This window comes from Aeromonas sp. QDB20 (assembly GCF_027707805.1).
Lineage (GTDB): Bacteria > Pseudomonadota > Gammaproteobacteria > Enterobacterales > Aeromonadaceae > Aeromonas > Aeromonas dhakensis.
The window spans coordinates 43,776-64,328 of the sequence record NZ_JAPCJC010000011.1 but is presented as its reverse complement, the minus strand read 5'-3'; the positions used below and the strand labels follow the sequence as shown (position 1 = coordinate 64,328).

Here is a 20,553-nt window from a genome sequence, read left to right as displayed (position 1 = left end):
TGATCCGGATTCTACCAGCGCGGCTGCGGGCTGTCAGTGGATGACGCCATCTGACTCGTCAAACACCAGCTCTTCCATCTGCTGGTAGGCGTTTTCACTGCCAGGAACGTTGAAGAGCACCATCATGACCACCCACTTCAGGTCATCCAGCTCGATATCCGGCTTGTCCAGCTCGAGCAGACGCTCGATGCAGATTTCGCGGGTTTCGGCGTTGAGCACCTGGGCCTGCTCCAGAAACAGTAGGAAGCCGCGGCACTCGGTGCTTAGACGGGCCAGTTCTTGTGGGGCATAGATGCGCATCGAGCCTTGCGTGCTGGCGGCCACGTAGACCTCCCGCTCGCTGTCGTGCAGATTGGCCAGTCTTTCCAGCCAGTCGAGTGCCTTCTCGATCTCCTCCTTGTCAAAACCGGCGCGGCTCAGTTCATCGGTGAGTTCGTTTTGTTCGACCGTCACATCTGCATCGCTGTGGATGTAGGTCTCGAAAAGGTACATCAATACATCAAACATGATTCGCCCTCCTCGCTCTGACGTATCCACCGGCTACCGCCATCACTGCTCCGGCCAGCTCCAGCTCAACCAACCTGCCCAATACCACTTCGACAGGAAGCTGGGTCCGCTCGGCAACGGTATCCACGCTCGTGGTCTCGTAATCTACGTTATCCAACAAATCGGCATAAGGCAATTCGCTATTATGCTGCTGCTCAGACATATCCGTCCCTTGATGGCTCAGGGCACAGAATCCCGGCAGCTCTTCCACTATATCGGCCGCGCTCAACACAAGTTTGGCCCCCTGCTGGATTAATTTGTTGCAGCCCAGCGCCTGCCCGTTCTGCGGTGCCCCCGGCACGGCGAAGACATCCCGCCCCTGTTCGAGCGCGTAACGGGCAGTGATGAGCGAACCGCTCTGCTCGGCCGCCTCCACCACCAGGGTTCCCAGCGACAGGCCGCTGATGATGCGATTGCGCCGTGGAAAGTGTTCCGCCAGCGGCCCCTTGTCGGGTACCAGTTCGGAGATGAGCACACCATCCTGCGCCAGGATCTGCTCTGCCAGCCCCTGATGGCGCTTTGGGTAGAGGCTGTCGAGCCCGGAACCCAGCACTGCCAGGGTGATCCCCCCGTTTGTCAGCGCCTGTTGATGACAAATCCCGTCGATGCCAAGCGCCAGACCGGAGGTAATGGCCAATCCGCACCCGACCAGCTCGCTGCAGAGGCGGGCCGCATTGTCCTTGCCGGCATAGGTCGGGTGGCGCGTGCCGACCATCGCCAGCTGGGGAACAGACAGTGCTGCCAGATTGCCGCGGCAGTAGAGCAACAGAGGGGCGGCTGGGATCTCCTTGAGCAGAGGTGGATAGGCGGGATCGTCGGGGCAGAGAAGATGATTGCCGGGCTCGGCTGCCCAGCTCAGCCCCTGTTCAACCACCGGCAGAGGCCATCGCATCTGCCGGATCTGGGCACTTTGCAGACCCAGTTCTCGCAAGGTGCCATCTTCCGAGTCGAACAGGGCGGCGATGTCGCCGCCGAAATGGGCGAGCAGACGAGCGGCAGTGACCGGGCCGATACCGGTGACGGCATCCAGCGTCAGCCACAGCGCGAGTCGCCCGGATGGAAGCGTCACGTCAGAAGTTGCTGACCTGATAGCCGGTGCCGACCATGTTCTGGCTTTGCAGGATCAGCCCGTAGCTCAACTTGTCATACACCTTGAACAGCATGACCCGCGCCACCGCCTCCGAGGGGAGCGGTGGTTTGCCGGCAGAATAGAAGGCCTTGTCATAGACAGGAGAGTACTCCCGATAGGCGACCTTGCCATTCTTGCTCACCAGTCGGGTCCCGGGTCGCAGGATCTCCAATACATCGCCGGGCGCCACCTGATCCCGCAGACCCTTGTTGATGAGCACGACATCGAACTTGCCGCCGCCCCGGGCCTTGCTCGGAAGATCGACGATATAGCCGGGCGAGATGACGGGGGCCGCCTTGGGTGTAAACACGGCGGAGAGGCTCTCCTGCGGCGGGAATGGCATCAGCTTGTCTCCCTGATACACTTCCCGCTTGCTGTGGCTGAGGGTGACCCGGGTACGGCCATCCGGCAGCAGGGCCTCCGCTCTGGCCGTACCGACGAAGACCGCCTCCTGCCCAAGTTGCTCGCCGGTTTTCCGATCTTTGTAGATGGCGCCAGGGTGGTAGATGCCGTAATCCTGGCCCGGGATCAGCGAACCCTGCACGTAGAGGGTATCGCCCTCCAGCATGCCGATATGGGCCTCATCATTACCAAGCACGTAGGGCAACTGCTTCGCCTGCTGGCTGTTTGCCAGAATATGGTCGGTCTGCAGGAAGGGGCCGATCTCGCTGAGCGGCAGGGTCGGAATAGGATTGGCCTTGTTCTCGTAGCGGCTCTTGGGAGAGAGGCGGATCACCTGCTTGCCGCCCTGGGTTGCCTTGCCGAGCCGTGGCTCGCCGTTGACCCAGCTCAGGTGCAGCACGTCGCCCGGGTAGATCCAGTGGGGATTGACAATCTGCGGGTTGATGTTCCAGAGCCTTGGCCAGAGCCAGGGCTCTGCCAGATACTGGCCGGAAATATCCCAGAGGGTGTCGCCTTTTTGCACCACATAGGTCTCGGGATAGCCTGCCTTCAGTTTGAGCTGGTCGGCCTGAGCTCCCTGGCTCAACGTGGCCAACAGGCAGGCGAGGATGGTTTGCTTCAGATACATAACACTCCCTGTTACTTCTGCGCGCAAAGTGTTGCTGTTTTTTGTCGGCGTAAATGACTAGAATTACGCCAATATTGACTGCATTTATACGAAACTAAAGAAAAAACTATGGCCATTCTAGATGTATTGCGTTTCCCCGATGAGCGTCTGCGTACCGTCGCAGCCCCTGTCGAGACCTTTACACCCGAGTTACAACACATTGTAGATGATATGTTCGAAACCATGTACGCGGAGGAAGGCATCGGCCTTGCCGCCACTCAGGTCGACATTCATCAGCGCATCATAGTGATCGATGTCTCTGAAAACCGTGAAGATCCTCTGGTATTGATCAACCCCGAGATCATCGAGCAGGCCGGCAGCACCGGCATCGAGGAAGGGTGTCTCTCCGTGCCCGGCAGCCGTGCCCTGGTGCCCCGCGCCGAGTGGGTCAAGGTGCGCGCACTGGATCGCCACGGCAAGGCATTCGAGCTGGAAGCAGACGATCTGCTCGCCATCTGCATCCAGCATGAGATGGACCATCTGGTCGGCAAGCTGTTTGTTGATTACCTCTCCCCGCTCAAGCGCCAGCGCATTCGCCAGAAGCTGGAAAAGATGGCCCGTGAAGATCGCAAAGTCCTCTGAGGATCTGCCCCATTGAATAAGCTGAAACTGATTTTTGCCGGTACTCCCGACTTCGCCGCCCGTCACCTGGCGGCGTTGTTGTCTTCCGACCACGAGGTCGTCGCCGTTTATACCCAGCCGGACAAGCCCGCCGGCCGCGGCCAGAAGCTCACCGCCAGCCCGGTCAAGGAGCTGGCGCTGGCCCACGATCTGCCGGTTTATCAACCGGCTAGCCTGCGCAAGGAAGAGGCCCAGACCGAACTGGCTGCCCTTGGCGCCGACCTGATGGTGGTGGTGGCCTACGGCCTGATCCTGCCCAAGGTGGTGCTCGATACCCCACGTCTGGGCTGCATCAACGTGCACGGCTCCCTGCTGCCGCGCTGGCGCGGCGCCGCCCCGATCCAGCGTTCCATCTGGGCGGGCGATGCCGAAACCGGCGTCACCATCATGCAGATGGATGTGGGGCTGGATACCGGCGCCATGATCCGCAAGATGAGCTGCCCCATCGCCGCCGACGAGACCTCCGCCAGCCTCTATGACAAGCTGGCCGAGCTGGGCCCGCAGGCGCTGGTCGACACCATCGATGCCATGGCCGCCGGCAACATCGCCGCCGAGGCGCAGGACGATGCGCTGGCCAACTACGCCGAGAAGCTCTCCAAGGAAGAGGCCCGCATCGACTGGTCGATGGAGGCCGTCGCCATCGAGCGCTGCATCCGCGCCTTCAACCCCTGGCCCATCAGCTGGTTCGAGGTGGCTGACCAGACCGTCAAGGTATGGCAGGCCGAGGTCATCACACAGGATCACGGCCAGCGCGCCGGCACCCTGCTCAAGGCCGACAAGCAGGGGATCGATGTCGCCACCGGCAAGGGGGTACTGCGCCTGCTGACCCTGCAGCCGCCCGGCAAGAAGGCGATGTCCGTGACGGATCTGCTCAACTCTCGCCGCGACTGGTTTGAACCCGGCACGCAATTGAATTGAACTGAATTGACACAAGGCGGGGCCCAGGCCCCGACTTGCGCATCTAAGGTAACACTATGAAAACACGCGCACAGGCTGCTCTCGTCATTCAACAGGTGCTGGATCAGGGCCAGTCCCTCTCAGCCGTTCTGCCTGCTGCCCAGGAGAAGGTTGCGCCCCGCGATCGCGCCCTCCTGCAAGAACTCTGCTACGGCACCCTGCGCTGGCTGCCCCGCCTCGATGCGGCGGTCGGCGAGATGATGGACAAGCCGCTCAAGAACAAGAGCCGCATCTTCCACTACCTCATCCTGGTCGGTCTCTATCAGCTCATCTACACCCGCATTCCGGCTCACGCCGCGGTGGCCGAGACCGTCAACGCCGTCAAGCTGCTCAAAGGTACCTCTCTGCGCGGCCTCATCAACGGCGTGCTGCGCAACTTCCAGCGCAGCGCCGAAGTCATTCTGCTGCGTATCGACCGCGTACCGAGCGTGCGCCTCGGCCACCCCGAGTGGCTCACCAAGCGTCTGCGTCAGGCCTATCCGGATGAGTGGGAGTTCATCATGGATGCCAACAACCAGCGCCCGCCCATGTGGATCCGCAACAACAGCCAGCGCCAGAGCCGCGAGCAGATGCTGGCCCGCATGGCTGACGCCGGCATCAATGCGGTGGCCGGTGAAGAGGGCGAGGATTGCATCCTGCTGGAGCGTCCCTGCGACGTGACCAAGCTGCCCGGCTTCGAGGTCGGCGACTGCTCGGTACAGGATGGTGCCGCCCAGCAGGCGGCCGCCCTGCTCGACCCGCAGCCGGGCGAGTGGGTACTGGATGCCTGCGCCGCCCCCGGTGGCAAGACAGCTCACCTGCTGGAGCGCCAGCCCAAGCTGGCCGGCGTGGTCGCCGTCGATGCCGACGAGAACCGCCTCAAGCGGGTGCAGGAGAACCTGGATCGCATCGGCCTCAGCGCCAAGGTGATCCACGGCGATGCCAGCACGCCGGATCAGTGGTGGCCAGAGGGGCAGTTCGACCGCATCCTGCTGGATGCCCCCTGCTCCGCCACCGGCGTCATCCGCCGCCACCCCGACATCAAGTGGCTGCGCCGGGATCAGGACATTCGCGAGCTGGCTGAACTGCAGCGCCGCATCCTCGGTGCCCTCTGGTCGAAACTGAAAAGCGGCGGTACTCTGCTCTACGCCACCTGTTCCGTGCTGCCGGAAGAGAACCGCGATCAGATCCGCGCCTTCCTCGCGGCCACGCCGGATGCCACCCTGGTGCCCCTGCACGCAGAGGACACACCGGAGTGCCCGGGGCGCCAGTTCCTGCCGGGCGAGGCCGAGATGGACGGCTTCTACTACGCCAGGCTGAGCAAGCGCTAAGCAGGGCCGCAAGTACGGGGGTGCCGCTGGTCGGCACCCGTTACTGCCCAATATCGAGCACGTTTTCCCTATGAGATTCATGATGTTGATGACTGTCCCCGCGCACACAGGCAGAGCTGGCAAGGGTGACGTCCATGAGGCGGTTCTATGAAGATCATCATTCTGGGCGCCGGTCAGGTCGGCGGCACCCTGGCCGAGAACCTGGCCGGCGAGAACAACGACATCACCATCGTCGATACCGACAGCGATCGGCTGCGCGAACTGCAGGACAAGTTTGACCTGCGGGTGGTGAACGGCCACGGCGCCCATCCTAAGGTGCTGCGCGAAGCAGGCGCCCAGGATGCCGACATGCTGGTGGCGGTCACCAACAGCGACGAGACCAACATGATCGCCTGCCAGGTGGCCTACTCCCTGTTCAACACCCCGAACAAGGTGGCGCGGATTCGCTCGCCGGCCTATCTGGTGGAGCGGGATCGGCTGTTCCTGCCCGAATCCGTGCCGGTGGATCACCTGATCGCCCCCGAGCAGCTGGTGACCGACTACGTGCGCCGCCTGATCGAATACCCGGGCGCCTTGCAGGTGGTTGACTTCGCCGGCGGCAAGGTGGGACTGGTGGCAGTCAAGGCCTACTATGGCGGTCCGCTGGTGGGCAACGCCCTCTCCACCCTGCGCGATCACATGCCCAACATCGAGACCCGGGTGGCGGCCATCTTCCGTCAGGGCCGCTCCATCCGTCCGCAGGGGACCACCATCATAGAAGCGGATGACGAGGTGTTCTTCGTGGCGGCAGCGGGCCATATCCGCGCCGTAATGTCGGAGCTGCAGCGCCTCGAGAGCCCCTACCGGCGCATCATGATCGTCGGCGGCGGCAACATAGGCGCCGGCCTCGCCCGTCAGCTGGAGAAGCGCTACAGCGTGAAGCTGATCGAGCGTAGCCAGAAGCGGGCGGAGCAGCTCTCCGAGGTGCTGGAGCACACCATCGTCTTCTGCGGCGATGCGGCGGATCAGGAGTTGCTGGCGGAGGAGCACATCGACCAGATCGACGTCTTCATCGCGGTGACCAACGAGGACGAGGCCAACATCATGTCGGCCCTGCTCGCCAAGAAGATGGGCGCCAAGAAGACCATGGTGCTGATCCAGCGCAGCGCCTACGTGGATCTGGTGCAGGGCGGCTCCATCGACATCGCCATCTCGCCCCAGCAGGCCACCATCTCGGCCCTGCTGACCCATGTGCGCCGGGCCGACATCGCCAACGTCTACAGCCTGCGTCGCGGTGCCGCCGAGGCCATCGAGGCCATCGCCCACGGTGACGAGAACACCTCCAAGGTGGTCGGCAAGACGGTGGGCGAACTCAAGCTGCCGCCCGGTACCACCATAGGTGCCGTGGTTCGGGGGGATGAAGTACTGATCGCCCACGACCGTACCCAGATCCAGCAGGACGACCACGTGGTGATGTTCCTGGTGGACAAGAAGTACATTCCGGAAGTGGAACGCTTGTTCCAGCCAAGTCCCTTCTTCCTGTAACCTGCCCATGTACCCAGGCAGCGCAAAGCAGACCCGGCACCGCCTCTCCAGGGGGTTGTCCGGGTCTTTTGTCAATCAACGACCAGGTTATCTTGCATGATCAAGCTGCGTCCCATCATCTTCACCCTCGGGCTGGTGCTCTCCAAACTGGCCCTGTTCATGTGGCTGCCCACCCTGCTGGCCCTGCTGACCGGCTCAGAGGGGTTCGTCGAGTTTCTCAAGTCGGTGCTGATCACCCACGGCGCGGCCCTGCTCTGCCTTCATTACGGCCGCAAGGCGGAGTTTCACCTCGGCGTGCGGGAGATGTTCCTGCTCACCACCTCGGTCTGGGTGGTGGCCTGCATCTTTGGCGCCCTGCCCTTCTTCTTCATCACCCACATCAACTTCACCGACGCCTACTTCGAAACCATGTCGGGGGTAACCACCACAGGCTCCACCGTGCTGTCCGGGCTCGACAACATGGCCCACAGCATCCTGTTGTGGCGTTCCATCCTGCAGTGGCTGGGCGGGGTGGGTTTCATCGTGATGGCGGTAGCGGTACTGCCCTACCTCAACGTAGGGGGCATGAAGCTGTTCCAGACCGAGAGCTCGGACTGGTCGGATAAAAGTGCCCCGCGCGCCAAGACGGTGGCCAACAACATAGTGCTGGTCTATCTGGTGCTCTCCATGCTCTGCTTCCTGGCCTACTGGGTGAGCGGCATGACCCTGTTCGAGGCGGTCAATCACGCCATGACCACCCTGAGTACCGGCGGCTACTCCACCTCCGATCAATCCATGTCCCACTTCTCCAACTCGGCGCACTGGATCGGCACCCTCTTCATGTTTCTCGGCGGCCTGCCCTTCCTGCTCTACGTGCAGAGCCTGAGCCGGCGCGATCACAGCCTGCTCAAGGATGCCCAGGTGCGGGGCTTCTTCTGGCTGGTGGTCTGGGTCACCCTGGTGGTCACCGTCTATCTCTGGTTGCGGGGCACCTACGACTTCACGGATGCCCTGCGCATCAGCAGCTTCAACATCGTCTCCGTGCTCACCACCACTGGCTATGGCCTCGGCGACTATGGCACCTGGGGCCCGCTCACCAGCATCATCTTCATCGTGCTGCTGGCGCTCGGCGCCTGCTCCGGCTCCACCGCCGGCGGTCTCAAGATCTTCCGGGTGCAGGTGGCGTTCGCCCTGTTCAAGAAGCAGATGCGCCAGCTGATGCACCCCTCCGGGGTCTTCCCGCAGAAGTACAACGGCCGGCCGGTCAACGACGCCATCATCCGCTCGATGATCTCGTTCGTGCTGGCCTACTTCGCCATCATCTTGCTGATCGCCGCCCTGCTCGGCGCCATCGGGCTGGATCCCCTGACCGCCATCTCTGGCTCCATCACCGCCGTGGCCAACGTAGGCCCGGGCATGGGCCCGGTCATCGGCCCCAGCGCCAACTTCGCCTCCCTGCCGGACTCGGCCAAGTGGATCCTGTCGTTCGGCATGCTGCTGGGGCGTCTCGAGATCCTGACCGTGGCGGTGATCTTCTTCCCCTCCTTCTGGCGGCAATAACCGACCAGGGCAACAACCCGCATGCCGGTGAGTTCACACGTTCGAAGAGCAAAGCCTGTGCGGACGCAGAAATACAAAAGGGCAGCCACTGGCTGCCCTTCTTGTTGCATGAAGCATGAGGCCCTGCCTCACTCGGCCGGGTCTTCCCGCTCCAGCGCCCGGTTGACCAGCGGCTCGGGCAAGGTCTTGGTCACCTCCACCCCCAGCTCGCGAAAGCGCTCCACCTGGGCGATCAGGTTGCCGCGCCCGTTGACCAGCCGCCCCATCGCCTTGTCGTAGCTCTCCTGTGCCTTGTGCAGGCTGCCCCCCAGTTGCTGCATCTCCTCCACGAACAGACGCAGCTTCTCGTAGAGGCGGCCGGCCCGCTCGGCGATCTGGCGGGCATTCTGGTTCTGCCGTTCGTAGCGCCACAGATTCTCTATGGTGCGCAGCGCCACCATCAGGTTGGTGGGGCTCACCAGCAGTATGTTGTTGTCGAGACCGTAGCGCACCAGCGAGGGGTCGGCCTCTACCGCGGTGAGGAAGGCAGGCTCCACCGCCACGAACATCAGCACGTAATCGAGGGTGCGCACCCCGGGCAGCTGCTGGTAATCCTTGCGGCCCAGCTCGCGGATGTGGTTGCGCACCGAGGCGACGTGCTCTTTCAGCGCGACCGCCTTCTCCAGCTCGTCAGCGGCGTTGTACCAGCGCTCGTAGGCGGTCAGCGACACCTTGGCATCGATGATGATGTCTTTGTCCTGCGGCAGGTGGACGATGACGTCGGGCTGATAGCGCTTGCCCTTGTCCACCTCGATGTTGACCTGGGTGTGGTACTCGTGACCCTCACGCAAGCCGCATTCGCTGAGGATGCGCGCCAGCACCACCTCGCCCCAGTTGCCCTGCTGCTTGCTGTCGCCCTTGAGGGCGCGAGTCAGCGCCGCCGCCTCCTCGGTCATGCGGGCGTTGAGTTCGGCGAGGCGCTCCAATTCGAACTTGAGGCTGTGGCGCTGGGCCGTCTCCTGGGCGTGGGTCTCCCCCACCTGACGGCGAAAGCCTTCCAGCTGCTCTTTCAGCGGGGTGAGCAGCAGATCCAGGCTGTTCTGGTTCAGTTCGCGGAAGTTGCCCGAGTTTTGCTCGAAGATGCGGTTGGCGAGGTTCTCGAACTGCTGGCTGAGGCGAGCCTCCGCCTCCTGTTGCAGTTGCAGCTTCTCGGCGGCGGCCAGCCGCTCGCTGCGCAGGGTGGCCTCGGCATCCTTGAGACGGGCGGTGAGCTTGATCAGCAGGGTCTGCTGCTGATCCAGCTTCTGCTGGCCCAGCAGCCGCTCATCCTGCAGCTCGTCATAACGTTCCTGCAGCGCCTGCAGGCGCTCCTGGCTCAGCAGCAATTCCCGGGCTTGCGCCGTACCGCTGCGCCGCCCGATCCCCCAACCAATGCCGATGGCCAGCAGCGCACCCGGCAGCAGCAGGGCCCAGAGCCCGGGCTCGATCATTTGCGACCCCGTTGGCGCAGGAACAGCTCGAGATAGCGGTTGAGCAGCAGCCAGATCAGCACGTAGAGCAGATAGGCGGCCAGCACCACCCACTTGTGGCTGTTAACCCCGGTGTCGAGCTCGACGAATTCGATCCCCTTGATGCGGCAGTAGCCCCACATCAGCAAGGGGAAGATATAGAGCAGAGAAGCACGCCACAGAAATAACCACATGAGTTCATTCAATCCTGCAAAAAGACCCGCCTAGCTTACACAAGGGCAACCCGGCTTGCGATCCTGGCCGGCGCTATTCTCTGGCTTGCAAAGGGAAACTTGGATAAAATTAACCCCTAATAGGTATCAGGGGTGGGCATGACGCATTTTTTCTGTCGCTGGCTGACGCAGGCATTGGGAGGCTCCCGCAAACCCGAGGTGGTTTGCCATGAAGCCCGTCCCCCCTGGGCCATCGAAGAGTCCCAGTTCCTCTCCCTATGCTCCCGCTGCGGCGAATGCTTCAAGGCCTGTCCCAACGGCCTGCTCAAGCCGGCCACCCAGCCCGAATACGATGGCACCCCCATCGCCGGCACGCCGCTGCTCGATCTCGCCTGCGGCCAGTGCAGCTACTGCGGCAGCTGCGCCAGAGCCTGTCCGACCGGCGCCCTCGACCTGCAACTTGGCCGTCAGGTGCAGACCCGGGTGCGGATCGAGGCAAGCTGTCAGGCCCGCCAGGGCTTCTACTGCCTGCTCTGTGAAGATGCCTGCCCCCAGCAGGCGATCAAGGCCTGCGCCGACGGCGTCAGCATCAACATGGCGGCCTGCGACGGTTGCGGCGCCTGCGGCCTCGCCTGCCTGCACGGCGCCATCACCCTGATCCCCCAACCCTGATCCCGCGTCCGGCGCAAACGACAAAGGGGCCCGCGGGCCCCTTTGTCGTGCTTACCTGGCTTATGCCATGGCCAGGATGGAATCCTGTTCGATGCCGAGCAGGTGGCAGAGCCGGGTCGGGTCGCGCACCGCATCGGCCAGGGTGTATTCACCCAGCACCTCGAGGAAGGCGTTCATGGCGCGACGCAAAATGCCCTGGATGCGGCAGCCACCGGAGAGGCGGCAGTTTTCACGCTTGCAGTCCACCGGGCAGAGCACGTGCTCCATGTCCATCACCACGTCGCGCAGGTTGATGGAGACGGCGGAGCGACCGAGCCGGATGCCGCCATGCTTGCCACGCACCGTCTCTATGTACCCCTTGATGCCGAGCTGGTGGACAATCTTGACCACATGGTTGCGGGAGATGCCAAAGGTATCGGCCACCTCTGTGATGGTCGACAGGCGATCTCCCGGCTGGACGGCCAGAAAGGTGAGGGTACGCAGGGCATAGTCGGTAAATCGTGTCAGTTGCATGGTCGCACTTGCCTCTTACTACAAGCCAGAAATCAGGACGACGACCTAAAGCTAAGAGGTAGGGGAACCCCTGCGCCCGCGCAGCGTCCGCCTCTTAATCTGAGTCGTGGAGGTCAAGGTTAAGAGCAGCTCAGGCGGGTGTCGATGAAGATGCACATAAATCGACACTTTCTTTGATTGATCGCAAACTTGCAGGGTTAGCCCAAGGTTTTGGCGGGTTTTGACGGTTAAATTCGCCGGTTTCCTCCCTCGCCCCCGCCGATGCTGCCATGTGTCATTCGCAACCGTTTTTGCCGATTCAATGGGGCTGCTTGAGCCAGTTCTTCAGAGCGCTGGAGGGGATGGAGCTCTCGGAGGCGACCGCAAAGGCGCCCCAGTCCACCGCGCACTGCAGCGCCTCCCGGATCGCCATGCCCCGCGCCAGTCCGTGGATCAGGCCGCCGGCGAAGGCATCCCCCGCCCCCGTGGTATCGACCACCGACACCGGCCGCGCCGCCACCCGGATCTGCTCCTCGCCATGAATGGCCACCGCCCCCGCCTTGCCTTCGGTCAGTACCAGCCAGGCCAGCTGCTCGCCGGCGATCTGGCGGGCATGCTGCCAGAGGTCGTCCACCTCGCCGAGATCGGAGCGGGAGGCCACCAGCACGTGGCAGGGGCGACGCGCCTGGCCGCCCTTGGGATACTGGGCCACCACGAAGCTCTTGCCGAGCATCTGGCGCATGTAGCCGATGATGGCGGTGCCGGGGTAGTTCACGTAGAGGCAGTCCACCCCCTCGCTCGGCAGATCCCCTGGCAGATCCGGACGCCGTGGCCGCCTGAGGATGGTGCGCTCGCCGGTGGAGTCCACCAGGATCAGCAGCTCGCCGGTCTCGCCGCCGAAGCGCTCCACATGGCTGCAGTCCAGGCCGTAGCCCGCCGCCTGCTCCAGCAGCCAGTCGCCGGTTTCGTCCAGCCCGATGCGCGACGCTATGGTCACCTGGTGGCCGGCCCACACCAGCCCGATGCCGGTGTTGGCGGCGCCACCGCCGAGCCGGCGGCCCTGATCCACGTATTGCAGGCGGGCACCGGCCACCAGGGGTTCGGAGAGGGAGAGCACGTGATCACAGTTGAGATTGGCGAGCAGCAGAATGCGGGACATGAAGAGACCTCACTGACAGGAGAGCCCAGTATATGAGAAAGGGCCACAGCGGCCCTCCCTGAAATCGCGGGGTTTGTGAGCCCGCTCGACGTTTGCCGGGCGGGCCCGCGACGGCTGCGTCAGTCCAGTACCGCCTCGGCGCTGACGTACTCGTAGCCGAGCGCCTGCGCCACCGCCGCCTGGGTGATCTTGCCCTTGAACACGTTCAGACCGGCCCGCAGGTGGCGATCCTCCTGCAACGCCCGGGCATAGCCCTTGTCGGCCAGCGCCAGCACGAACGGCAGGGTGGCGTTGGTCAGCGCGAAGGTGGAGGTGCGCGCCACCCCGCCCGGCATGTTGGCCACGCAGTAGTGGATGATGCCGTCCACCACGTAGGTGGGCTCCTCGTGGGTGGTCGGGTGGGAGGTCTCGAAACAGCCGCCCTGATCGATGGCCACGTCCACCAGCACCGAGCCCTTGCGCATCAGCTTGAGCATGTCGCGGGTCAGCAGCTTGGGCGCCGCCGCCCCCGGGATCAGCACGGCACCGATCACCAGGTCAGCCTGGGCGATGCAAGCCTCTATGTTGGTGCGGGTGGAGTAGAGGGTCTTGAGGGCCGGGCCGTAGAGGCTGTCCAGCTCCCGCAGTCGCGGCAGGGAGCGATCCAGGATGGTGACATCGGCCCCCAGTCCCAGCGCCATGCGCGCCGAGTTGACGCCGACCACCCCGCCCCCCAGCACCACCACCTTGGCGGGTGCCACCGCCGGCACCCCGCCCAGCAGGGTGCCGTTGCCCCCCTGAGCCTTCTCCAGGCTGTGGGCGCCGGCCTGGATCGCCATCCGCCCCGCCACCTCGGACATGGGCGCCAGCAGCGGCAGGCCGCCGCGATCGTCGGTCACCGTCTCGTAGGCGATGGCCACCGCCCCCGAGTGCACCAGCAGCTGGGTCTGCACCGGATCTGGCGCCAGGTGCAGGTAGGTGAACAGCAGCTGACCCGGTCTGAGCAGCTCGCACTCCTCCGGCTGGGGCTCCTTCACCTTCACTATCATCGCGGCCCGGGCGAAGATCTCCGCCGCGCTGGCCACCAGTTCGGCACCGGCTGCCTGGTACTCGGCGTCGGACAGCCCGATCGCCTCGCCTCCCTGCTGCTGCACCAGCACCTTGTGTCCCCGGGCCGTCAGCTCCTGCACTCCGGCGGGAGTCATGCCGACCCGGTATTCATGGTTTTTGATTTCCTTGGGTACGCCAATAATCATGCTCGCTCTCCTGCTGTGATCCCGCCGGCGGCCGTGTCGGCGCCGGGCAGGATGCCCAAAAATTGCAACAACCACTGCATCATGGTGGCCGAATCCACCTCTCCCTCCAACGAGGAGAGGCTGCGCTGATAGCGGTCATCGGACAGGAAATCCCGCCGCCGCTCGATCAGCGCCCGGTTGTACGCCACCGAGAATTCCGGATGTCCCTGGATGGCCACTATGTGGTCACCCTGCAAAAACATGAAATTGGGACAAAAATCATTGCCCGCCAGCCGGGTGGCTCCCGGCGGCAGCTGCTCCACCTGATCCTGGTGACTGGCCAGGATCCGGATGGTCTCGAGCCCCGGCTCCATCCAGGGTTGCCTGGCCAGCATGGGATGGACCGACACCCCCAGCCCCCAACCCTTGGTGGACTTCACCACCTCGCCCCCCAGCGCCTGGGCGATCACCTGGTGACCGAAGCAGACCCCCGCCAGCTTGACGTCGGCATCGTGGGCGCGCCGGATCCAGTCGCGCAGCGCCTGGATCCAGGGAATGTCGCTGTAGGCATCGTGGCGCGAGCCGGTGATGAGCCAGGCATCGCACTCGTGCAGATCGGCCGGCAGCTCGCCATCGAGCGCCGACCAAACCCGAAATTCCAGCCCGGGGGCCAGTGCCCGGAAGCCCTTGATAAACATCTCGGAGTAAACGGGGCCGAAGTCCCCCGCCAAATCGGGGTCCAGCCGGTCACAATCGAGAATTCCCAGTCGCATCTGTTACTCCTTCACAGTGATAGCGGCGAACGAAGGTGGATTCCTGCCACCGGGCCATGTCCGGGCTAGCTGCTGCATGGTTGATTACTTCATGGTCGGCATGGAGAACTCCGCGCCCGCCCGCAGGCTCTGGGGCCAGCGGGCAGTCACCGTCTTCATCCGGGTATAGAAGCGCACCCCATCCGGCCCGTGCATGTTGAGCGGCCCGAAGATGGACCGCTTCCAGCCGCCAAAGCTGTGAAACGCCATGGGCACCGGGATGGGAACGTTCACCCCTACCATACCGACCTGCACGCGAGCGGTGAAGTCCCGCGCGGTGTCGCCGTCACAGGTGAAGATGGCGGTGCCGTTGCCGTACTCGTGTTCGTTGATGAGCTTGAGCGCCGTCTCGTAGTCCGGCGCCCGCACGATGGCCAGCACCGGGCCGAAGATCTCCTCCCGGTAGATGCGCATCTCCGGGCTCACCCGGTCGAACAGGCTGCCGCCGATGAAGTAACCCTCGCCGTGGCTCAGGCCCCGGCCGTCCACCACCAGTTCGGCCCCCTCGGCCACCCCCTGATCCACATAGCCGCGCACCTTGGCCAGGTGCTCGCGGCTGATGAGGGGCCCCATCTCGTTCTCCGGGCTCTGGCCCAGCCCCGGGCCCACCCGCAGCGCCGCCACCAGCGGCGACAGCCTGGCCACCAGCGCATCGGCGGTGTCGTCACCCACCACCACGGCCACCGAAATGGCCATGCAGCGCTCGCCGGCGGCGCCGTAGGCCGCCCCCATCAGGGCGGAGACCGCCTGATCGAGATCCGCATCCGGCATCACCACCATGTGGTTCTTGGCGCCGCCCAGCGCCTGTACCCGCTTGCCGTGGGCCGAGGCGGTGGCATAGATGTACTGGGCGATGGGGGTGGAGCCGACGAACGACACGGCGCCGACCCGCGGGTCGGTCAACAGCACGTCCACCACCTCCTTGTCGCCGTTGACCACGTTGAGCACCCCGTCCGGCAGGCCGGCCTGCTTGAGCAGCTCGGCCATCCGCAGGGAGAGGGAGGGATCCTTCTCGGAGGGCTTGAGAATGAAGGTGTTGCCGCAGGCGATGGCCACCGGGAACATCCACAGCGGCACCATGGCCGGGAAGTTGAACGGGGTGATGCCGGCGCAGACGCCCACCGGCTGCATCATGGAGTGGCTGTCGACCCCGCGGCCCACGTTAAGGGAGTGTTCCCCCTTGAGCAGATGAGGAATGCCGCAGGCGAACTCCACCACCTCGAGACCGCGGGTCAGCTCGCCCTGGGCGTCAGAGAACACCTTGCCGTGCTCGCGGCTGATCAGCCGCGCCAGATCGTCCCTGTGCTGCTCCATCAGCTCCTTGAAGCGAAACAGCACCCGGGCCCGCACCAGCGGCGGGGTCTGCGCCCAGTCGGCCAGGGCGCGCTCGGCGCTGGCGATGGCATCCTGGCACTCGGCGGCGGTGCTGAGCACCACCTGGCCCTGCTGCTGGCCGGTGGCCGGGTTGAAGATGGCCCCGAAGCGCTCGCTGCGGCTCTCGGTCGTCTCGCCGTCGATGAAGTTGCTGACCCTGTATGTCATAAATCCTCCGTGATGGGTTATTCGTGCCTGCCCGCGCCGCCCGGGGAGCAGGCACGGGCAAGTGGCGCCGCGGCGGGCGCCATCAATCGGTTAAAAGTCAGTCCTGGGCCTGCAGGGCGTCCTGCAGCAGGGTGAAGAGGTCGTCGATCTGGCTGCGCTCTATGATGAGGGGCGGCGACAGGGCGATGATGTCGCCGGTGACGCGGATAAGCGCTCCCTTCTCGAAGCAGCGCACGAACACCTCGTAGGCGCGCTTGCCCGGCGCATCCGGCATGGACTCGAGCTCGATGCCCGCCACCAGCCCGTAGTTGCGCACGTCCTTCACGTGCTTGCAGCCCTTCAGCGAATGGGCCGCCTCCTCCCAGTAGCCCGCCAGATCGGCGGCGCGACTGAGCAGGTTCTCGTTGCGATAGATCTCGAGGGTCGCGAGGCCCGCGGCGGCGGCCACCGGGTGGCCGGAGTAGGTGTAGCCGTGGAACAGCTCGATGGCCCCCTTGCCGGCCGCCATCATGTCGTCATAGATGTGGTTCTGTACCAGCACGGCGCCCATGGGGATGGCCCCGTTGGTGAGCCCCTTGGCACAGGTGATCATGTCGGGGATGACGTCAAACTCCTGGGCGGCAAAGGGAGAGCCGAGGCGGCCGAAGCCGGTGATCACCTCGTCGAAGATCAGCAGGATGCCGTGTCTGGTGCAGATCTCCCGCAGGCGCTTGAGGTAGCCTTTGGGGGGCATCAGCACGCCGGTACTGCCGGCGATGGGCTCGACGATCACCGCCGCTATGTTGCTGGCATCGTGCAGGAAGACGATCTTCTCCAGCTCGTCAGCCAGGCTGAGATCTTCCTCCGGCAGCCCCTTGGTGAAGGCATTCTTGGCGATGTTGAGGGTGTGGGGCAGATGATCCACCCCGGTCAGCAGGGAGCCGAACCACTTGCGGTTGCCGGGAATACCACCCACCGAGATGCCGCCAAAACCGACTCCATGGTAGCCGCGCTCACGGCCGATGAGCCGGGTACGGGTACCCTGACCTCGCGCCCGCTGCCAGGCCAGCGCGATCTTGAGCGCGGTATCCACCGATTCCGAACCTGAGTTGGTATAGAAGACGTGGCCGAAGCCCTTGGGGGCGATCTCCACCAGCCGGTTGGCCAGCTCGAATGGCAGGGGGTGCCCCATCTGGAACGTGGGGGCAAAATCGAGGTGGGAAATCTGCTGGGAGACCGCCTCGGCAATCTCGCGCCGACCATGACCCGCGTTGCAACACCAGAGTCCGGCGGTGCCATCCAGTATCTTGCGGCCATCCTCTGAGTGATAATACATTCCCTCGGCCGACTTCAGGATGCGCGGCGCCGCCTTGAACTGCTGGTTGGCGGTAAACGGCATCCAGAAGGCGGACATGTCGGAGGGCGTATTGATGTCGCTGATCGGTTTCATGGTCACCTCATCCTTAAGGTGTTTAGTAACTGTCGGCCAATGCCTATTAAATTAAACACCTAAAATCTTAAAAAAGGGCTCAAACTTGCCCCATATGGTGTCACCCGGCTAGCTGCTCTGAGCGGGGTGGTATAAGATATTTAACACAAATTTAATAATAGTAAACAGTCAAGGAGTGTCTATCGATGGATATCGGTCACCGCCTCAAGGCGGTTCGCACCAAAGCCGCCCTCTCCCAGCGCGAGCTGGCCAAACGCTCCGGTGTGACCAACGGCTTTATCTCCCAGATCGAGAAAAATCAGGTGAGCCCCTCGGTCGCCTCCCTGCGCAAGGTGCTGGAAGGCATTCCCATGTCGCTGGCCACCTTCTTCACCGATGAAACGGAGATGGACTCCGAGGTGATCTTCCGCGCCGCCGACATGCCGGATCTCGGTACCCACCCCATCAGCTACCGCCTGGTGGGCCACAGCCGCGCCAACCGCGCCATCGGCATGATGCAGGAGATACTGCCACCGGGTGCCGACACCGGCGACGACATGTTGAGCCACGAAGGTGAAGAGTGCGGCATCGTCATCCAGGGCCAGGTGGAGGTCACCGTCGGCGAGCAGGTCTACCTGCTGGCGCCGGGGGACGGCTACTACTTCGACAGCCGCACCCCGCACCGTTTTCGCAATGTGGATGAGCACGAATGCGTGCTGATCTCGGCCAACACCCCCGCCAGCTTCTAAGCCATGAGAGGGGAGCTCCTCCCCTTTGGCGGACCCAGCAGCACGACCAGCCCCTTAGCGCCGGCCTCCGGTTTGGCAGGCGTCGACGGCCCGCACTTGCGGTGCGGTTTGCCCCGCCGGATACCCTCGCCGGGACGGATTCCGGATGAGGCCAAACCGGCAAAGTGTTTAACGAATTGTTACAGGATGGATTTACAAGCGGCAGGATGTTTAGCATATTGATACGCGGAAACTGACTTTTTGCCGGTTCAAGGAGTGAACATGAGTGACCTGACCCTGGCCCAGTGGCAACACAAGGCCTCCCACCTGACCCTGCCCTCGCAAGCCTTCATCGACGGCAGCTACCGGGACGCCATCAACGGCGCCACCTTCGACTGCATCAACCCGGCCAACGGCAAGCTGCTGACCAGGGTCGCCGCCTGCGACGCCGCCGATGCCGAACTGGCAGTGCAGGCTGCCCGCGCCGCCTTTGACGACAAACGCTGGAGCGGTCTGCCGCCCAAGCAGCGCAAGCAGATCCTGCAGCGCTTCGCCGAACTGATGCGGCTCAACAAGGTGGAGCTGGCGCTGCTGGAGTCCCTGGACATGGGCAAGCCCATCGGCGACGCCATGGGCTATGACGCCCCCGCCGCCGCCAACTGCATCGCCTGGAACGCCGAAGCCATCGACAAGATTTACGATCAGGTCGCCCCGGTCGAGGAGTCCGCCCTGGCGCTGGTGACCCGCGAACCGCTCGGGGTGGTCGCCGCCATCGTGCCGTGGAACTTCCCGCTGGTGATGGCCTGCTGGAAGCTGGGGCCGGCGCTCGCCACCGGCAACTCGGTGATCCTCAAACCCTCCGAGAAATCCCCCCTCACCGCCCTGCGCATCGCCGGTCTGGCCAAGGAGGCCGGCATCCCCGACGGCGTGTTCAACGTGCTGCCCGGCTTCGGCCACACGGTCGGTGAGGCGCTGGCCATGCACATGGACGTGGACTGCATCACCTTCACCGGCTCCACCAAGATCGGCAAGCATCTGGTGCAGTGCTCCGGCAAGTCCAACCTCAAGCGCGCCTTCATGGAGTGCGGCGGCAAGAGCCCCAACATCATACTGGCGGATGCGCCGGATCTGGACGCCGCCGCCCGCAGCGCGGCCGGTGCCATCTTCTACAACCAGGGCGAGGTGTGCACCGCAGCCTCCCGCCTGCTGGTGCAAAACAGCATCAAGCCACAGTTCATGGAGCGGCTGCTGGCCCATGCCCGCGAGTGGATCTCGGCCAACCCGCTCGACCCCACCACCCGCATCGGCGCCATGGTGGATCACATCCAGATGGAGCAGGTGCTCAACTACATCGCCATCGGCCAGCAGCAGGGTGCCAAGCTACTGCTGGGGGGCAAGCGCACCAATACCGAGAGCGGCGGCTTCTATATCGAGCCCACCATCTTCGATGAGGTGACCCCAGAGATGCGCATCTTCCGCGAGGAGATCTTCGGCCCTGTGCTGGCGGTGACCGGCTTCGATACCCTGGATGAGGCCATTGCGCTCGGCAACGACACCGACTACGGCCTGGCGGCCGCAATCTGGACGGCGGATCTCAACAAGGCGGTGAAGGGCTCCCGCGCCCTGCGCGCCGGTACCGTGTTCGTCAACAACTGGGATGGCGGCGACATGACCATGCCGTTCGGCGGTTTCAAACAGTCCGGCAACGGTCGCGACAAGTCACTGCATGCGCTGGAGAAGTACACCGAGCTGAAAAGCACCTGGATCCAGCTCGAATAGCATCAGAAATAACGCTCATTTATCGAAAAGGGGGAGAAATCCCCCTTTTTCATTTTTACCCTTTCATCGCCGGCCTCAATCGATATAATCATCAAATAGACAAGCCCTTAAATATAAAGATAAAAATGTTATTTTTTCTGGGAAGTGTACTGTTTCTGGTAATAGGACTGCCGCTGCTGTTCTACATACTGGGACACGGTGAGGCCTACGTGACCTGGGGTCCGTGGATCTCTGCCATCGCACTCATGCTGTGGCTGCTGCTGGACGTGGACAAGATCCGCCGCGGCGGAGGCCGCTGAGCCGGGCAGTACGCCGTTAAAATCCGCTGATCACCATTTATTCGCTTCTTTCCCCGCAAAAGGATCGCTACACTGATTTTTTGCGATGCGTTC

Annotated in this window: 20 protein-coding genes; 9 read left to right on the top strand and 11 right to left on the bottom strand. The window is 63.7% G+C overall.

Features of this window, described 5'->3' with window-relative positions; genetic code table 11:
• Positions 1–33: 33 nt before the first annotated feature.
• Genes PG897_RS14155 through PG897_RS14145 form a run of 3 tightly spaced genes read right to left on the bottom strand, consistent with a single transcriptional unit; the run spans position 34 to position 2,705 of the window.
• Positions 34–507: a DUF494 family protein gene (locus PG897_RS14155; RefSeq protein WP_005307774.1), complete on the bottom strand. Its 474-nt coding sequence runs from the start codon at positions 505–507 to the stop codon at positions 34–36.
• On the bottom strand, positions 500–1,615 hold the full coding sequence (gene dprA, locus PG897_RS14150; protein ID WP_201882202.1) for a DNA-processing protein DprA: 1,116 nt from the start codon (positions 1,613–1,615) through the stop codon (positions 500–502). Before dprA ends, PG897_RS14155 begins: the two co-directional genes overlap by 8 nt.
• A 1-nt stretch (position 1,616) precedes the next feature.
• Positions 1,617–2,705: a LysM peptidoglycan-binding domain-containing protein gene (locus PG897_RS14145; RefSeq protein WP_201882204.1), complete on the bottom strand. Its 1,089-nt coding sequence runs from the start codon at positions 2,703–2,705 to the stop codon at positions 1,617–1,619.
• A 108-nt stretch (positions 2,706–2,813) separates the two neighbouring features.
• Here PG897_RS14145 and def point away from each other — a divergent pair, with 108 nt between their 5' ends.
• The 5 genes from def (at position 2,814) to PG897_RS14120 (ending at position 8,695) form a co-directional block, all read left to right on the top strand.
• Complete coding sequence (gene def / locus PG897_RS14140) at positions 2,814–3,326, top strand: peptide deformylase (protein WP_011704266.1); 513 nt, start codon at positions 2,814–2,816, stop codon at positions 3,324–3,326.
• 12 nt (positions 3,327–3,338) lie between these two features.
• On the top strand, positions 3,339–4,283 hold the full coding sequence (gene fmt / locus PG897_RS14135) for a methionyl-tRNA formyltransferase (RefSeq protein WP_201882206.1): 945 nt from the start codon (positions 3,339–3,341) through the stop codon (positions 4,281–4,283).
• Between the two features lie 56 nt (positions 4,284–4,339).
• On the top strand, positions 4,340–5,632 hold the full coding sequence (rsmB, locus tag PG897_RS14130) for a 16S rRNA (cytosine(967)-C(5))-methyltransferase RsmB (protein ID WP_201885362.1): 1,293 nt from the start codon (positions 4,340–4,342) through the stop codon (positions 5,630–5,632).
• A gap of 147 nt (positions 5,633–5,779) precedes the next feature.
• Positions 5,780–7,156 (top strand): Trk system potassium transporter TrkA, encoded by a 1,377-nt coding sequence (trkA, locus tag PG897_RS14125; RefSeq protein ID WP_005307752.1) that lies wholly within the window; start codon positions 5,780–5,782, stop codon positions 7,154–7,156.
• A gap of 96 nt (positions 7,157–7,252) precedes the next feature.
• A complete protein-coding gene (locus PG897_RS14120) occupies positions 7,253–8,695 on the top strand; it encodes a TrkH family potassium uptake protein (protein ID WP_005307750.1) in 1,443 nt (480 codons plus the stop codon).
• Between the two features lie 128 nt (positions 8,696–8,823).
• Here PG897_RS14120 and rmuC read toward each other — a convergent pair whose 3' ends face one another.
• Positions 8,824–10,164, bottom strand: coding sequence for a DNA recombination protein RmuC (gene rmuC, locus PG897_RS14115; RefSeq protein WP_048018446.1), 1,341 nt, complete (start codon positions 10,162–10,164; stop codon positions 8,824–8,826).
• Positions 10,161–10,376, bottom strand: a complete 216-nt coding sequence (locus tag PG897_RS14110) for a hypothetical protein (RefSeq protein WP_042005813.1) — start codon at positions 10,374–10,376, stop codon at positions 10,161–10,163. Before PG897_RS14110 ends, rmuC begins: the two co-directional genes overlap by 4 nt.
• A 138-nt stretch (positions 10,377–10,514) precedes the next feature.
• Between PG897_RS14110 and PG897_RS14105 the strand changes: the two genes are divergently transcribed.
• Positions 10,515–11,027, top strand: coding sequence for a ferredoxin-type protein NapF (locus tag PG897_RS14105; protein ID WP_005307741.1), 513 nt, complete (start codon positions 10,515–10,517; stop codon positions 11,025–11,027).
• A gap of 60 nt (positions 11,028–11,087) precedes the next feature.
• Here PG897_RS14105 and PG897_RS14100 read toward each other — a convergent pair whose 3' ends face one another.
• The 6 genes from PG897_RS14100 to PG897_RS14075 all read right to left on the bottom strand — a co-directional run bounded on the left by PG897_RS14100 (position 11,088) and on the right by PG897_RS14075 (position 17,675).
• Complete coding sequence (locus tag PG897_RS14100) at positions 11,088–11,540, bottom strand: Rrf2 family transcriptional regulator (RefSeq protein WP_005307739.1); 453 nt, start codon at positions 11,538–11,540, stop codon at positions 11,088–11,090.
• A gap of 298 nt (positions 11,541–11,838) precedes the next feature.
• A complete protein-coding gene (locus tag PG897_RS14095) occupies positions 11,839–12,678 on the bottom strand; it encodes a PfkB family carbohydrate kinase (RefSeq protein ID WP_017785243.1) in 840 nt (279 codons plus the stop codon).
• 119 nt (positions 12,679–12,797) lie between these two features.
• On the bottom strand, positions 12,798–13,913 hold the full coding sequence (gene ald / locus PG897_RS14090) for an alanine dehydrogenase (protein WP_201882213.1): 1,116 nt from the start codon (positions 13,911–13,913) through the stop codon (positions 12,798–12,800).
• Entirely contained in the window at positions 13,910–14,665 is a 756-nt protein-coding gene (locus tag PG897_RS14085; protein WP_010635457.1) for a glutamine amidotransferase-related protein, read from the bottom strand. Before PG897_RS14085 ends, ald begins: the two co-directional genes overlap by 4 nt.
• Before the next feature lie 84 nt (positions 14,666–14,749).
• Positions 14,750–16,246, bottom strand: coding sequence for a CoA-acylating methylmalonate-semialdehyde dehydrogenase (locus PG897_RS14080; protein ID WP_201882215.1), 1,497 nt, complete (start codon positions 16,244–16,246; stop codon positions 14,750–14,752).
• Between the two features lie 97 nt (positions 16,247–16,343).
• Complete coding sequence (locus tag PG897_RS14075; protein WP_201882217.1) at positions 16,344–17,675, bottom strand: aspartate aminotransferase family protein; 1,332 nt, start codon at positions 17,673–17,675, stop codon at positions 16,344–16,346.
• Between the two features lie 185 nt (positions 17,676–17,860).
• Here PG897_RS14075 and PG897_RS14070 point away from each other — a divergent pair, with 185 nt between their 5' ends.
• The 3 genes from PG897_RS14070 (at position 17,861) to PG897_RS14060 (ending at position 20,460) form a co-directional block, all read left to right on the top strand.
• On the top strand, positions 17,861–18,403 hold the full coding sequence (locus tag PG897_RS14070; RefSeq protein WP_005307724.1) for a cupin domain-containing protein: 543 nt from the start codon (positions 17,861–17,863) through the stop codon (positions 18,401–18,403).
• A gap of 261 nt (positions 18,404–18,664) precedes the next feature.
• Positions 18,665–20,161 (top strand): aldehyde dehydrogenase, encoded by a 1,497-nt coding sequence (locus PG897_RS14065; protein ID WP_201882219.1) that lies wholly within the window; start codon positions 18,665–18,667, stop codon positions 20,159–20,161.
• A 125-nt stretch (positions 20,162–20,286) separates the two neighbouring features.
• The gene (locus PG897_RS14060) at positions 20,287–20,460 is read left to right on the top strand and encodes a hypothetical protein (protein ID WP_005307716.1); all 174 of its coding nucleotides are present in this window, start codon (positions 20,287–20,289) and stop codon (positions 20,458–20,460) included.
• Positions 20,461–20,553: the final 93 nt, after the last annotated feature.